This window comes from Phascolarctobacterium succinatutens (genome assembly GCF_958453765.1).
Classification (GTDB): domain Bacteria; phylum Bacillota; class Negativicutes; order Acidaminococcales; family Acidaminococcaceae; genus Phascolarctobacterium_A; species Phascolarctobacterium_A succinatutens_B.
Window position 1 is genome coordinate 1 of sequence record NZ_CAUDZA010000036.1, and the last position, 13,827, is coordinate 13,827.

11 protein-coding genes and 1 pseudogene are annotated in these 13,827 nt (G+C 44.2%); 8 read left to right on the plus strand and 4 right to left on the minus strand.

Going from position 1 to position 13,827, the window contains the following annotated elements:
* The first annotated feature begins 56 nt into the window (after positions 1 to 56).
* The 7 genes and pseudogenes from Q7Q81_RS10450 to Q7Q81_RS10480 all read left to right on the plus strand — a co-directional run bounded on the left by Q7Q81_RS10450 (position 57) and on the right by Q7Q81_RS10480 (position 7,657).
* Positions 57 to 251 carry a hypothetical protein gene (locus Q7Q81_RS10450; RefSeq protein ID WP_304275943.1) on the plus strand — a complete coding sequence of 65 codons (195 nt, stop codon included), beginning with the start codon at positions 57 to 59 and terminating at the stop codon, positions 249 to 251.
* A pseudogene (locus tag Q7Q81_RS10455) lies at positions 244 to 2,271 on the plus strand (N-6 DNA methylase). The gene Q7Q81_RS10450 and the pseudogene Q7Q81_RS10455 overlap by 8 nt, the downstream one beginning before the upstream one ends.
* A complete protein-coding gene (locus Q7Q81_RS10460) occupies positions 2,265 to 3,740 on the plus strand; it encodes a hypothetical protein (protein ID WP_304275945.1) in 1,476 nt (491 codons plus the stop codon). The pseudogene Q7Q81_RS10455 and the gene Q7Q81_RS10460 overlap by 7 nt, the downstream one beginning before the upstream one ends.
* Positions 3,741 to 3,751: 11 nt before the next feature.
* Positions 3,752 to 4,534 (plus strand): hypothetical protein, encoded by a 783-nt coding sequence (locus Q7Q81_RS10465; RefSeq protein WP_304275948.1) that lies wholly within the window; start codon positions 3,752 to 3,754, stop codon positions 4,532 to 4,534.
* 258 nt (positions 4,535 to 4,792) lie between these two features.
* Positions 4,793 to 5,077, plus strand: a complete 285-nt coding sequence (locus Q7Q81_RS10470; RefSeq protein ID WP_304275952.1) for a hypothetical protein — start codon at positions 4,793 to 4,795, stop codon at positions 5,075 to 5,077.
* A gap of 780 nt (positions 5,078 to 5,857) precedes the next feature.
* Positions 5,858 to 6,313, plus strand: a complete 456-nt coding sequence (locus Q7Q81_RS10475) for a low molecular weight protein-tyrosine-phosphatase (protein WP_304275956.1) — start codon at positions 5,858 to 5,860, stop codon at positions 6,311 to 6,313.
* Between the two features lie 165 nt (positions 6,314 to 6,478).
* Positions 6,479 to 7,657, plus strand: a complete 1,179-nt coding sequence (locus Q7Q81_RS10480; protein WP_249747784.1) for a PLP-dependent aminotransferase family protein — start codon at positions 6,479 to 6,481, stop codon at positions 7,655 to 7,657.
* A gap of 98 nt (positions 7,658 to 7,755) precedes the next feature.
* Here the strand turns inward: Q7Q81_RS10480 and Q7Q81_RS10485 are convergent, their stop codons facing one another.
* Positions 7,756 to 8,841, minus strand: a complete 1,086-nt coding sequence (locus Q7Q81_RS10485) for a hypothetical protein (RefSeq protein ID WP_304275959.1) — start codon at positions 8,839 to 8,841, stop codon at positions 7,756 to 7,758.
* Positions 8,842 to 9,066: 225 nt separating this feature from the next.
* Here Q7Q81_RS10485 and Q7Q81_RS10490 point away from each other — a divergent pair, with 225 nt between their 5' ends.
* Entirely contained in the window at positions 9,067 to 10,305 is a 1,239-nt protein-coding gene (locus tag Q7Q81_RS10490) for an MFS transporter (RefSeq protein WP_304275961.1), read from the plus strand.
* An 86-nt stretch (positions 10,306 to 10,391) separates the two neighbouring features.
* Here the strand turns inward: Q7Q81_RS10490 and Q7Q81_RS10495 are convergent, their stop codons facing one another.
* Genes Q7Q81_RS10495 through Q7Q81_RS10505 form a run of 3 tightly spaced genes read right to left on the minus strand, consistent with a single transcriptional unit; the run spans position 10,392 to position 13,522 of the window.
* The gene (locus Q7Q81_RS10495) at positions 10,392 to 11,138 is read right to left on the minus strand and encodes a C39 family peptidase (RefSeq protein ID WP_304275964.1); all 747 of its coding nucleotides are present in this window, start codon (positions 11,136 to 11,138) and stop codon (positions 10,392 to 10,394) included.
* The gene (locus tag Q7Q81_RS10500) at positions 11,135 to 12,655 is read right to left on the minus strand and encodes a CCA tRNA nucleotidyltransferase (protein ID WP_304275966.1); all 1,521 of its coding nucleotides are present in this window, start codon (positions 12,653 to 12,655) and stop codon (positions 11,135 to 11,137) included. The genes Q7Q81_RS10495 and Q7Q81_RS10500 overlap by 4 nt, the downstream gene beginning before the upstream one ends.
* Positions 12,656 to 12,676: 21 nt before the next feature.
* Positions 12,677 to 13,522 carry an arylamine N-acetyltransferase family protein gene (locus Q7Q81_RS10505; protein ID WP_304275969.1) on the minus strand — a complete coding sequence of 282 codons (846 nt, stop codon included), beginning with the start codon at positions 13,520 to 13,522 and terminating at the stop codon, positions 12,677 to 12,679.
* Positions 13,523 to 13,827 lie beyond the last annotated feature (305 nt).

Consider the following 13,827-nt stretch of genomic DNA (forward strand, 5'->3'; position numbering starts at 1 on the left):
ATCATGATATCAAGATATAATGATATCATTTGTGCAGTCAAAGGAGGTGCGGTTTATTGAGCAATCGAACCAAACAAGTGCAGTTCAGAATGCCAGATGAACTGCACACAGAACTAAAAGCAGCACTGGCATACGACAGAAGTAGTTTTGCGGATTTTTTCAATAAAGCTGCTGAAGAGTACCTATCAAATCGTAAGGCAGACAAACAGGAAAAATCTAAGAGCAAAAATGGAGGAAATAAAAATGGCTAATGCAAAGGTAATTGTAATCCCCGAAGGGAAGATTTGTGACTATGTTGACGGTAAGTTCCGTAACGATACTCCGGAAGAGTACGTACGTCAGACTATTGAAAAAAGACTTGTTAACGAACATAAATATCTGCCTAAGCAGATTAGAATTGAATATATCCTGCAGTTGGGCTCGAGAAAACCTCGTGCAGATATTGTCATTTTTGACAAGGATTGCACCGAACAGACCCAGGAGAACATTAAAATTATCATTGAATGCAAGAAAGAGGCTGTTGAAGCACGTAATGCGAAAGATGGTGTCGAACAACTGAAGTCATATATGTCTGCGTGCCCTAATTGTGAGTGGGGTATGTGGACAAACGGTCGCCAGAAGGAAGTCTACCGTAAATACGTTAACGAAAAAGGTAAGATAGACTTTATGGACTATAACGACATCCCTTCGGCTGATGGTAATCTTGATGACATTAACCGTCCTAAGCGTACTACACTTAAAAATGCCTATGACGATAATCTACTGTTTACTTTTAAAACTTGCCATAATCACATTTATGTGAATGACGGCTTGCAGAAACAGCCTGCATTTTTCGAATTGTTGAAAGTGATTTTCTGTAAAATCGAGGACGAAAGAAACATTCCTAAACCGTTGGAGTTCTATGCTACTTCGGAGGAACGCTCTAATCCCGATGGACAGTTAACGGTCAAGAAACGTATATCCAAGATTTTTGAACAGGTCAAAAACAAGAAGAAGTACAAGTTAATTTTTGACGCCAATGACGAAATTAAGTTGTCTCCTCGCAGTTTAGCTTATATCGTCAGTGAGCTACAGAAGTACAGTTTGCTTAACACCAACATTGATATCAAGGGGAAAGCGTACGAAGAAATTGTTGGAGCAAACCTGCGTGGCGATAGAGGCGAGTTCTTCACGCCCAGAAATGTTATGAAAATGGTCGTTGAGATGATTAATCCCGGTGTTGATGAAAAAGTTCTGGATAGTTCTTGCGGTACGGGTGGTTTCCTTGTGAATGCCATGACGCATGTGATTGAAAAGCTCGAAAAGCAATTTGAAGAAGAACTTGGTATGCCGAAAAACGTGTGGAATAATGAGGCAATCAACACTTTCAGAGATCGTGTATCTGACATGGCGAAATCAAATTATTTTGGATTCGATATTAATCCGGATCTCATTAAGGCAACGAAGATGAATATGGTTATGAACAATGACGGCAGCGGTAATATCTTACAATCCAACTCTCTGTTGCCGCCGCACGAATGGACAGAGGAGTTCCGTTCTAACTTGGCAGAAGCATTGAGTATCGATAAATCCACGATTCGCAATCATAAAACGATAGACTTCTTCGATGTGATTGTGACAAACCCGCCTTTTGGCAGCAAAATTCCAATCAAAGACAAGGCTATTCTGGAGCAATTTGAATTGGCACATGTCTGGGAAAATGATAAGAAAACCAATACTTGGAAAATGACGGATCGCTTGCAAGCATCAGTCCCTCCGGAAATTTTGTTTGTGGAGCGCTGCACTTAGCTGCTTGTTCCTGGTGGACGTATGGGCATAGTCCTCCCTGATAATATTCTGGGAGCGCCGGGTCTTGGTTATATTCGAGAGTGGCTTATCAAGAATCACAGAATCGTTGCCAGTGTGGACCTTAATGTAGATACCTTCCAGCCGAGAAATGGTACTCAGACCTCAGTGCTGTTCCTACAGAAGAAAACACAGGAACAGAAAGATACTGAGGAAAAGAGTGGCACGATGGCAGATTATAATATTTTCATGGCCATGGTAGAAAAAGTTGGGCATGATAAACGTGGTAATCCTACTTTCAAGCGTGACAAAGAAGGAAATGAAATTCTTGTGCCTGATACCAATAGTATTCTTGTTCTTGGCTCAACCGGAGAAGGTGATCGTACTGTATCTCACGAGCAAAAGAGAAAAGTTGAAGACGACCAGACTCCAGATGTGCCTGTCATCTTTGCAGAATGGAAAGTCAAGGAGGGATTGGCATGGTAAATGATAATTTGGCACATCAAATTGCGGAAACTCCCGAATGTGAAATCGTGATTGATAAGGCACCGGTTAAATGGTGCACTGTATCACTCTCAGAAATCATCGAGCGAGGGAAACGCTTAGAGGCAAGCGTTTATGATGTCGAAGCAAAACAAGCACGAGAAATCATTGCAGATGCTAAATACCCTCTTACTACGCTTGGTGGCGCAGATGGGATGACGACATCTTATACTGGCGCACGATTCAAACGAATTTGGGTTGAAAAATCTGATTATCCTATTTATCAACCTTCAACGATCATGGATATAAAACCGTCTCCGGACGGATATATTTCCGCAGTAACCGATACAGATATTGACGCATTGCGAGTATCGAAAGGTCAGGTCCTCATGACTTGTTCTGGTACAATCGGAAAAGTGTCTTTTGTTTCGGATACGATAGATAATTTGATTTTCAGCCATGATCTTTTGCGCATCAACTGTAAAAAGCCGAGTGATGCAGGGTATGTATATGCATATTTAAAGAGCAAGGTCGGAAATAAAATTCTATTGACAAATAGCTATGGTGCAGTTATTACCCATATCGAACCAGAACATCTTGCAACCGTTCCAATTCCGGATGCACCAGATGCATTGAAATTGAAAATTGGAAATCTTGTTATTCAATCTTATACTCTTCGTGACGAATCGAATACCTTAATTGATGAAGCAACTAAGTTACTAATTGAAGAACTGAAGTTGCCTGCGATTGATAATTTTGAAGTTGATTGCTTTAAAAAGGATGCGCCGGTAGAAACATTCAATGTCAAATTAAGTGAGATGAACTATCGTTTGGATGCCTCATACCATCTTCCGATTGTTGATGCAATTGTTGATCATATTAAAAAATATGCAGCGGAAGTTACATCTATCAGAGATAAACGAATCAGTAGTGCGGTTATTTTGCCTGGACGATTCAAACGAGTTTATGTTGAGGAAGGACATGGTTATGCGTTATTTGGTGGAAAGCAAATTCACACATTGGATCCTTCAGGGAAAAAATACTTGTCCAAGTCCAAACATGACGAGCGAATTTCTAAAGAATTGCTGATCGAGGAAAACACTACTCTGATTACACGAAGCGGTACAATCGGAAAAGTTGCACTGGTTCCTAAGCACTGGGCGAATTGGATTGCAAGCGAACACATTATCCGAGTGGTACCTGCGTCGCAAGATGTAGCTGGATACAATTACATCTTCTTGCTTTCCGATTATGGCCGGGTATTAATTCAACGCTATACTTATGGTGCAGTTGTCGATGAAATTGATAATGGACATGTAAGTGATATTCCGATTCCGTTACTTAAAAACCATGATGTCCAGAAAAGAATAAATGATCTTGCGCTTGAAGCAAATAAAAAGCGTTATGAGGCCTATAAGTTAGAACAGAAGGCTTTGAAAATTATGGACGAAGAAGTCATTTATGCAAAGTGAGGTGAGCCGGGATGCCAGGATACAAAGACTGGATAGATGCTATTGATATAAAGGTTGACTATTTTTCTGCATTTATGAAAGCATGGATTGCCTTTAATGCGTGGTATAATTTTAGCGGTGAGGTTACCGGAAAAAATGACAAGGAATGCATCGAGTACATTGCAAGTCAATCAAACAGATTTAAGACCTATATCATAAATTTGATTAATGCTGAGGATGCAGATGGTAGCGCATATAGAGAGAATATTGCAAAACTACATGGCTCTCTTTTGAATGCAGCGATTACTACGCAGGAGTACATAGGCGTTCGGCAGTCTGTTTCATTTGCTGAAGTGGCGGTAAAGAATGCAAACACGCTTAAGAGGAAAGATTACTACCAACACCATTACGAGTGTTCAAGGGCACATGGAAAGACAAAAACGGCAGTTACGGTAAAGACTACAGGTGTTTTAGTATTTTGTTTTGAGCAAGACGGATATGATATTGATGTATTGAGGCAGCAATCGGGCTTTATTGGTTTGACGCAGAGGCAAAAGGAACAGTGCGAGGAATGCTACAGAGAACTGACTCCATATCGCATTACCAGTGTCCTTGAGTCGGGACAAGCTACCAAACAAATTGGAGCATATAATTTTGTGAATGATGCTGAAAAGATCAGCGAAGCTATTGTTATAATACTGTATATGCTTCGTTGCTGTCTTGCCCACGGTGATATATCACCTGACGAGTCAGCAAATGAAGTGTATAAATACGCATATGAAGTGTTGTGTGCGCCGCTGAAGAAACTGAAATAATGAAGCCTCCGTTGGTTTTGATTCCAGCGGAGGCTTCATTATGTGCGCCCAGCATGAGCGATAACTAGGTGGTGAAAGTCCACTACGCGCTCGGTAGCAGGAAGCGTTAGCCGAAGGCAAGGGTGTCCATCGTGAGATGGAATCTGATGGAAGCCGGATACTGTTGCGGAAATCAACAGTGGGCAAAGTTCTGAGCCGACGAACAGAAACCTTATATAAGGCGTTCGTTACAACACCCAGGTCGGCTATCGATTTGTTTTGAATCTGGTCAAGAAAGAGGATTTCGGCTACCGCAAAATCAGCACCGTCAAAGTATCGGATGCGAAACTGTGGTTTGCGAAGCTGCAAAAGGATGGCAGAGGTTTTAGCACCATCAGCAGTGTACGAGGTGTTATCAAACCCGCATTTCAGATGGCATGCGATGAGGATGCCGTCAGAAAGAATCCGTTCATCTTCAAGTTGACGGATGTGGTGGTCAATGATACGGTGCCGAGAGCTGCACTCACTGAGGAACATTTGGGAATCTGGATGAAATTTTATTGAGAAAGACAATACCTACTGCAAATACTATGATGAATTTGTGGTACTTCTGGAAACCGGTATGAGAGTCAGCGAGTTCTGCGGTCTGACCCGAAAAAATCTGGATTAAAAAAATCGTAGAATTCGTGTGGATCATCATCTAATTCGTGAGTGTGGCGGAAAATACTATGTTGAGTAAACAAAGACAAGCAGTGACCGCCACATCCTTTCAATGAACGAAACGGTTTATGGCTCTTTGAAAAAAGCTGGAGCGCCGTCCTAAGGTCAAGGTATGGTAGACGGTTACAGCGGCTTAATCATGCTAGACAAGAACGGTAATCTGAAAGTAGCATTACACATCGAAAATGATATGTGCTGGGCGATGGAGAAGTACAAGAAACTTCTTCCGGATAGCCCTCTGCTACACATCACTCCCCGTGTGTTCCGATACATCTTCTGCATTGACTATGCAAACGACGGCATGGACATTAAAAACCTTCAGTATCTGATGGGGAACTAGGATGCGGGTGTTACACTTAATATTTACACACAAACAAGCTACGCACACGCTGCGATGTTGAAATTATCACAGTTCAGCTATTTTCCTGAAGTGAAAAAAGACAGGGTGTTTGGAAAACAGCAAGTATGGTGGCAGCAGCTTAAGGTTACTACACCATTTACTACACCACTTGGTGGTGTAGTTACATAGATTTATAGAGACTTATGAAGAATTTAAGAAAAACTGAAAGTCCGAAAATCCTATAATATCAACATTTTCGAGACTTATGGAGGAATATAGAGATTATGATAAAAATTCTCTTTATCTGCCATGGCAACATCTGCCGTTCGCCTATGGCAGAGTTTTTATTGAAGGACATTGTAAAAAAGCGCGGCATTGCCGCTGATTTTGAAATTGCTTCGGCAGCGACGAGCAGGGAAGAAATCGGAAATCCTGTACATTATGGTACGCGCAATAAGCTGGCACAGTACGGCATCAGCGTGGCAGGCAAGCATGCGGTACAGGTAACGAAGCGCGACTATGAATATTACGATTTGCTGCTGGCTATGGACAGCAATAATATCCGTAATTTGCGTCGTGTAATTGGTGAAGATGCGCATGATAAGGTGCATCTTTTGCTTGATTATACCGAGCGTAAAGGTGCAAGCATTGCCGATCCGTGGTATACCGGTGACTTTGAAGTGACATATGACGATATCATGGAAGGTCTGGATGGCTTACTGAAGTATCTGAAATATTAAAACAAACAAATTTCCGCGCAAACCGTTAATAAGTTAACACAATTTGCCATAAAAATAAATAGAATTAATCGAAAACGGTATTTTGCTTGTTTGTTTTAGATTGTGGTGCTACAATAAGTGTTACGGTAAAATAATATAGTTTCCAATGAAGAGAGGTTTTTAAACATGAAATTCGCAACACGTATGGAGCGTATGCAAGCTTCTGAAATCCGCGAGCTGTTAAAATTAACTGCTCAGCCTGATATTATTTCCTTTGCTGGTGGTCTGCCGGCACCGGAGCTGTTCCCTGTAGAAGAAATTGCCAAGGTTTCTCATGATCTGGTACTGAAGGAAGGTCGCCAGCTGCTGCAATATGCAACTACCGAAGGCCGTCCGTCCCTGCGTGCAAAAATTGCTAAACGCATGGCTGATAAATATCACACCAACGTTGATCCTGATGACATTCTGATTACCACCGGTTCTCAACAATGCCTGGACTTCGCAGGCAAGCTGTTCCTGGATCCCGGCGACGTTGTTCTGTGCGAAAGCCCGTCCTACCTTGGCGCTTTGAACGCATTCAACGCTTACCAACCGAAATTTGTTGAGGTTCCGACCGATAACGGTGGTCTGATTCCGGAAGAATTGGACAAAATCCTGGAAACCACTCCGAACTGCAAATTTATCTATGTAATTCCTGACTTCCAAAACCCGACCGGTCGTACCTGGTCCATGGAACGCCGTCAAAAATTTATGGAAGTTGTTAACAAACACAACCTGCCTGTACTCGAAGATAATCCGTACGGCGAACTGCGCTATGAAGGCACTATCCTGCCGTCCCTGAAATCTATGGATACCAAAGGCTTGGTTATGTTCCTGGGCACCTTCTCCAAAATCTTCTGCCCGGGCCTGCGTCTTGGCTGGATCGCTGCAGAGCACAGCCTGCTGAGCGAGTTTGTTAAAATCAAACAAAGTGCTGACCTGCACACCTCTAACTTTGACCAAGGCGTTGCAGATGCTTACATGGAACAATACGACCTGGATGAGCACGTTAAAGAAATCGTTGCTCTGTACAAACATCGTCGTGATCTGATTCTCGAATCCATGGAGAAATACTTCCCGGCTGGCACCGAATGGACTCATCCGGAAGGTGGTCTGTTCCTGTGGCTGACCTTCCCTGAAGGCGTAAGCGCACGCAAAGTATTCAACAAATGCATCGAGATGAAGGTTGCCGGCGTTATCGGTGATGCTTTCTATCCGAACCAAAAGACTGACCGCAGCATGCGTATCAACTACTCCAATATGCCGGATGACCGCATTGTTGAAGGTATCCAACGTATGGCTAAAGCAATCAAAGAGTGCATGTAATTCTTTGACGGCTTAAGTTGTCTTGTAAATTTTACAGATGATAAAAATTTAACCCCTGCAGAAAAATTTCTGCAGGGGTATTTTGTATGTATGAAGTTTTAAGCTTTAGCAGCTTTTAAGGTTCTTTCGAACAGAATGTATAAAACTCCGGCAGCCTCGTCACTGAATTTAAAGATACTGTCGGTACCATCGGTGTGATGGAAGGTTACAATGTTGATGCCGTCAAAATCAGCACCGCTGAGAACGTTGAGTGGAATGTGGAAGGCGTTTTTCTTACCAATGTAAACTAAACGTTGATTAGTAAGGAAGAACATGCCAAGCTCTTCAATAATAGTCATTTCCTCGGTGAATTTGGGATGTTCGATTTTTTCGCCCTTGAAGGCAACAGTTTCATCAATGCGGAATTTGCGTGTCAGCTCATAGTAGTTGTCTTCGCGTTCTATCATTTTGTTTTGGCAGAGACCGCAGTTGGTATAGGCATGGCAGATTTCGCCCGGGTTGAGCGGGAAAGCATCCTGTTTGATATCACCTAAAGGCATATGCTCTGCATTCCACAGGCTGCGGTATTTTTCCAGAGCGCTGACAATATTGTTCTTTAATTCGTAAGGGATATCCAATGTTGCGCAATCGGCACGCAGGGCAGCTTCTTCTTCCGGAGTATAGCGCTGCGCGCTGCTGATTTCGTCAAACTTCTGATTGAAGTGAGCCTGAAAAACCTGCTTACGCATGGAAAGACTGTCTTCGTAGTCATAGCCGAATAAGTCGTTTAATTGTTTGATATCCAGCTTTTCGGTGCCTGCAAGCAAATCACGGCAGCGGACAAAATAAGCAGCTGTTTTTGCTGCCTTATCAGCCTGCTTTGCCAGATGCGGCGGCAGCTCCAAAATTTCAGCTAAATGTGCAAGCTGTCCCCAAAGGCTGTCTTCCTTAGTCTGTATTTCAGTAAAGATAACATCCGCCAGCTTGCGGTAAATACCGCTGCGTTGGTTGAAATTATCATCGTTGAATTTTACGCCCCATTTTTTCAGAGCGTGATGTACATCATCAGCACTGACAGCCAAAGCGTCTGGTGCTGCAGCCAACAGATTGTTGAGCTCCTTCCAGCCGTTTTCGGTCGGCTTGCTGCCGAATATTTTTGATAAAAAGCCGCATTCTTCTAATTCTTGCATGCTATAAGGTTTCAAATTCTGCACTCTCCTTTACAGGCTTAAAGTCTGCATTTTGATTTTTACGCTGATAAAGTTGTCAGCGATTTACTTTATCGCTAACAATACGAATTTAATCTAAACAATATTATACGCTAAAAGTGTATCTATTGTCTAGAAAGAAAAAGCTTCGGCATTTATCTGCTGTGACTATCTGCCTGCATTGTGTTATAATAGCAATTAGAGAGATGAGAGGGAGATAAAATGTCAATACAAGCTTTTACTTCTGACAACAAAAGCAGCTGGAAGGCAAATTTGCCTGTATTGTGGCTGGGAGTATTTTTATGCTGCGCCAGCTATACTATGTGCATACCGTTTTTGCCTGTTTATCTGCTGCGTGAGCTGCATGTTGCCCAGCCTGATGTTAACTTCTGGGCAGGTATTACCTTTGCCGTAACCTTTATGGGGTCTGCCGTAATGGCACCATATTGGGGTGCTTTGGCTGACCATGTCGGGCAGAGAAAGATGGCGATTCGCGCCGGCTATGGCCTGGCGCTGACCTATTTTCTTACCGGCGTCTGTCATGATGTCTATCAGCTTCTTCTGGTGCGTATTGTGTGCGGTGTTGTTGCCGGCTTTGTGCCTGCCTGCATGTCGATGGCATCTTCATCCTTACCGGAGGAGCGCATGGGCTGGGGCATGGGACTGATGCAGACTGCGGTAGCCAGCGGAACTATCATGGGACCTTTGATGGGCGGTTATCTTAGCAGCTGGTTTGGCATGCGTGCTTCGTTTTATGTAGGCAGTTTTGCCTTGTTTATTGCAACTAGTGCCGTAGTGTTTATCGTTAAGGATATGTCCGTACTGAATAAGGGCGCGCGCGAAGCAAGCAATCTGCTGGCAGATTTAAAGAACGCTTTGCATAACAAGGGCCTGCTGTATATTATGGCTATGTTCTTTGTGGTGCAGACCTGCGTAATGCTGATTCAGCCGCTGATTACATTGTACGTAGGCGAGCTGATGCATGATATGGGTGATGCTGCTATCAAGATGTCCGGTGTAGTTTTCTCACTGTCCGGCATTACCGGCATTTTGGCTGCGCCGTTTTGGGGAAAACGCGGTCAACGCTTCGGTTATGTGCGCGTTTTCTGCATTGTAACCTTTATTGCCGGTTTTATTAATCTTTTCCAGGTGTTCATCAATACTGTTTGGCAGTTTGCAGCTATTCAGTTTGTTTACGGCCTGTTCCTGGCAGGCGCTGTGCCTAATATCAATGCTAACCTGACGCGTGTTACTGCTGCTAATATGCGCGGTAAGGCCTTTGGCCTGGTTACGAGCGCGCAGCAGTTTGGCGGTGTTGTAGGACCGCTTGTTGGCGGTGCCTTGGGCAGCTTTATGAGCTCGCGTTATGTGCTTGTGTTTGCCGGTTGCGTGCTTATGGCCTTAGCCTTGTATTCGTACTTTACGCGTGTGCGCGGAGTGGAGCAGGAAGCTGCAAGCTAAAAGTTTATACATATAAAATAAAAGACCGTTGCTGCAGGAAAATGCGGCAACGGTTTTGTTTTGGAAAAAACATTATGGAGTGCTTTTTAATCTTTCGGTTTAGCAGTCAGCCATTGGCGTTTTTGCTCACTCTGCGTGAAAAGCTGGTGGTCAAACCACATATAGAAGAAGCGTTCTGCCGGTACAATGCTATAGCCGTCCTGCAGATGGTCGGTGGTGTCATAGGGATCTGCCATAATAAGCACATCGTCACTTTTGTGTGCGGTGCCCATGCTGTCATAACCGATAATGACACGCCAATGCCCGCCCCAATCGACGTTTTCTACAATAACAGGGGTATTATGTTTCAGATTGCTCTCGATAAATTTAAGGAAATCCTTATAGTTGTCGGGAGTTTTATCTTTGATGGAGGAATGAAACTCCCAACCGATTTTTTCAAAGTAGTTTACCATGCCCTTGGTGTTGGTGCCGACGGTTTTGCTGCTGCCCATGATTTTGGCAACGTCCAGCTCTTCATCAAGCGTTTTGCCCTTGTAATATTTTACTACCATATTGGCAGCGGCCGGACCACAGGTATAATGAGTGATTTGCTGCGTAGTGGCAAATTTCGGCAAAATAGTAAGATGCTCGTCAGATTGCATATTATAAAAATCAGGATGTTTAAAATAGGGTGAATCCTTGATATCGTGCTTGCCTACGAATTGTGCGGCACCGGCTGCAGGTGTGCTTCCGGGAGTGCCGATAGGCATAGGGGATTGCTGCAAAAGATAATTAAGGCCGCCCAAAATGACTATTAGGCAAACAATGGCCAGTAAAATGCGTTTTGTTTTCATATGTTGTCTCCTGAACTGATTGTAGCTTTGCGCTTTTGATACTTATGGACTGCTGTGAGCAGAGCGTTTTTTTCGTTGGGCAGATTGCCTGACTGCACGCGTTCCAACAGATAGGATAAAATATTTTTGATTTCATGCTGAGGAATAATTTGCAGCAGCTCGCGTCCGCTGACAGCAAGATCCTTGGTGCATACGGGCATGCGTGTGCGTACCAGCTCCACAACCTGACGGCCTAAGAGGCGACCTTCGGCCATCAGCTGTTCGTTTTCGCGGGCGTGGGTTGCTCCCATATCCGCAAGAAAAACCTCGACCAGCAGGCTGTAGGCCTGCTTCAGCTCCGCCTGCGTGCGGAAGCCGGAGTTGGCAGCTTCGCTGCGCACCCAGCGCAGCAGGGTGCGCTCACCGGTGAGCAGCATAGGCGCGAAGCGCATATGCTGCGCTACCAGCCAAGTTACCAGATGTACGAAGCTTTTGTTATAGCCAAGGCGTGTCAGGATAGCTTTAGCCATTTTGGCGCTTTCTGCTTCGTGGCCGGGATCGCTTGGCTGTCCTTCCTTGTTCAGCTTGCGGATATTCGGCAAGCCCTTGCCCAGATCGTGCAGCACTAACGCCCAACGGATGGTTAAATCACGCGGGCTGCTGTCAATTGCCAACAGTGTGTGCTCCCAGGTGTCATATAAATGAAAGCGTGGATTTTGGTGCAGACCTAAAAGATGCAGTGCTTCCGGCAGAATGGGAATGACAGTATTGTTGCCGTTTTCACGGGTATGGCAGCTTGCACCCAAAAGGCCTGTTGCCATCATCAGCATTAAGCCCTTGCCTGCATATTTAGCGGTAATGAGCTTTTCCAGTTCCTTGCGTACACGCTCCAACGAAAGGCCGGCGCAGCGTTCTACCGGAAAGCTGTAGCCATGCGGCAGGTAGTAGGGCGTGTTCGGCGCACCGCAGGCAGGCAGTGCTTCGCAGCCTGTCTGCTCGTACGTAAAGCCGAGCTGTGCCACAAAGCGGCAGGCACGCAGCATACGTAGAGAGTCCTCTTGAAAGCGTTGCTTAGCGTCACCTACGGTGCGTAAAATTTTCTGCTGCAAATCCTGCTGACCGCCAAAGTAATCATACAATGTGCCGTCAAGAGACAAGGCCATAGCATTGGCCGTAAAATCACGGCGGCTCAAATCCTCGCGCAGGCTATTGCAAAACCAGGTAGCGGCAGGGCGATGCATATCGTCATCATTATAGCGTTCGCCGCGGAAGGTTGTTACTTCGGTAGCAACGCCGTTGATAACGATGACTACGCAGCCGAAATTGTGACCTAATTGGTCAACAGTTTTCCAATCATGTTGCTTGCAAACTGCCAAAACCTGCTTAGGCAGAGCATTGGTAGTAATATCGTAATCGTCCGGTGACTTGCCCAAAAGCAGGTCACGCACAGCGCCGCCGACGAGATATGCTTCATAGCCGGCAGCGTTCAAAGCAGACAGTATTTTTTTTGTATAACTGGGAAAAAATAAATCAGGCATTTTACAAATCTCCTGCCGGGCTTAGTATTCTATACCATCATCCTTGAGGCGGTATTCTACATTAATACCGAAATACTCCCAAAGAATTTCCTTAAGCTCAGCACCTGCGTTAATTTTATAGCGGTACTTAACGCGACCGCCGAGGTAAAATTTTAAATAGTTACCGCGGATGGTAATATTGCAGTCTTCGCGGAAAATAGACAGCTTTTTGCTTTTGATAAACGGTGAATCCGGATGAGCATCACACCAGAAGCTGGCGGTAATAAAGTCTTTGTCTATCTGCGGCTCTTCGGTAAAGCCAAAGAGGCGTTTCCAGATTTTGCCGCGTTCCTTCTGCCAGAGCAGCCAGCCCCAAAATTCACTGCGGGTAAATTTGTATTGGCTGATGCCGTCGCTTTGAATCAGGCCTTCAGTAATTTCCAGCGGCACACGCGGGCTTTCGCTGTTCACACCGACATCGGTAAGATAACGCTTATCGCCTAAAGCTACACACATTACGCGGTGGCGGCGCAGCTGGTAGGTTTCCATTTTATCGATAAAGCGGGCGGAATAGCTGGTCACATCAAAGCCCAGGGATTCCAAAAGCCAGTTGTAAAGTCCGTTCAGCTCAAAGCAGATGCCGCCGCGGTTGTGCATGATAACTTTATTGAACATATCCTGTCTTTTGAGCGAGGTAATTTTGCCGTTAAGACAGTCAAAATTTTCATAGGGGATATATTTGAGGTGCGCGTCCTGCAATTTAGTCAGGGCTGCTAAATTAACAGCCGGCTCGAAATCGTTGAGCTGCAGCTTGCGCAGGTATTGTTGTATTTGCAGCTTCTTCATCGGCCGTCCGTTGATATCTGCATAATTTGGCAAAGCAATCATCTCCATAATGTAATTTTCACAGCGTTGTTATAGCTATGAAAATTGTCTAATCTTCTCTCAATTATTTATTGTAACATTTATTTTGCAGGAAATAAACTATTTTGCTTTAAAGAGTGGGAATAGCATAGTCTATATCTGCACAGAGGCGACAATAAAAAGACTATTCCTATATGGAATAATTTTAATGCCAAACAAGAATAAGATAAACAAAACTACCGTTTTACAAAGTAATTCCTAAGTGTTATTATATAAATGGCGATTCTGTTATATTTAATATTCCCGTTGTTACACTCTCAAATACACTC

Bases quoted from the DNA above. Each gene is read 5' to 3' on its own strand.
- Q7Q81_RS10490 (WP_304275961.1), top strand. From the start codon at position 9,067: ATGTCAATACAAGCTTTTACTTCTGACAACAAAAGCAGCTGGAAGGCA.
- Q7Q81_RS10495 (WP_304275964.1), bottom strand. From the start codon at position 11,138: ATGAAAACAAAACGCATTTTACTGGCCATTGTTTGCCTAATAGTCATT.
- Q7Q81_RS10460 (WP_304275945.1), top strand. From the start codon at position 2,265: ATGGTAAATGATAATTTGGCACATCAAATTGCGGAAACTCCCGAATGT.
- Q7Q81_RS10465 (WP_304275948.1), top strand. From the start codon at position 3,752: ATGCCAGGATACAAAGACTGGATAGATGCTATTGATATAAAGGTTGAC.
- Q7Q81_RS10500 (WP_304275966.1), bottom strand. From the start codon at position 12,655: ATGCCTGATTTATTTTTTCCCAGTTATACAAAAAAAATACTGTCTGCT.
- Q7Q81_RS10505 (WP_304275969.1), bottom strand. From the start codon at position 13,522: ATGATTGCTTTGCCAAATTATGCAGATATCAACGGACGGCCGATGAAG.
- Q7Q81_RS10475 (WP_304275956.1), top strand. From the start codon at position 5,858: ATGATAAAAATTCTCTTTATCTGCCATGGCAACATCTGCCGTTCGCCT.
- Q7Q81_RS10480 (WP_249747784.1), top strand. From the start codon at position 6,479: ATGAAATTCGCAACACGTATGGAGCGTATGCAAGCTTCTGAAATCCGC.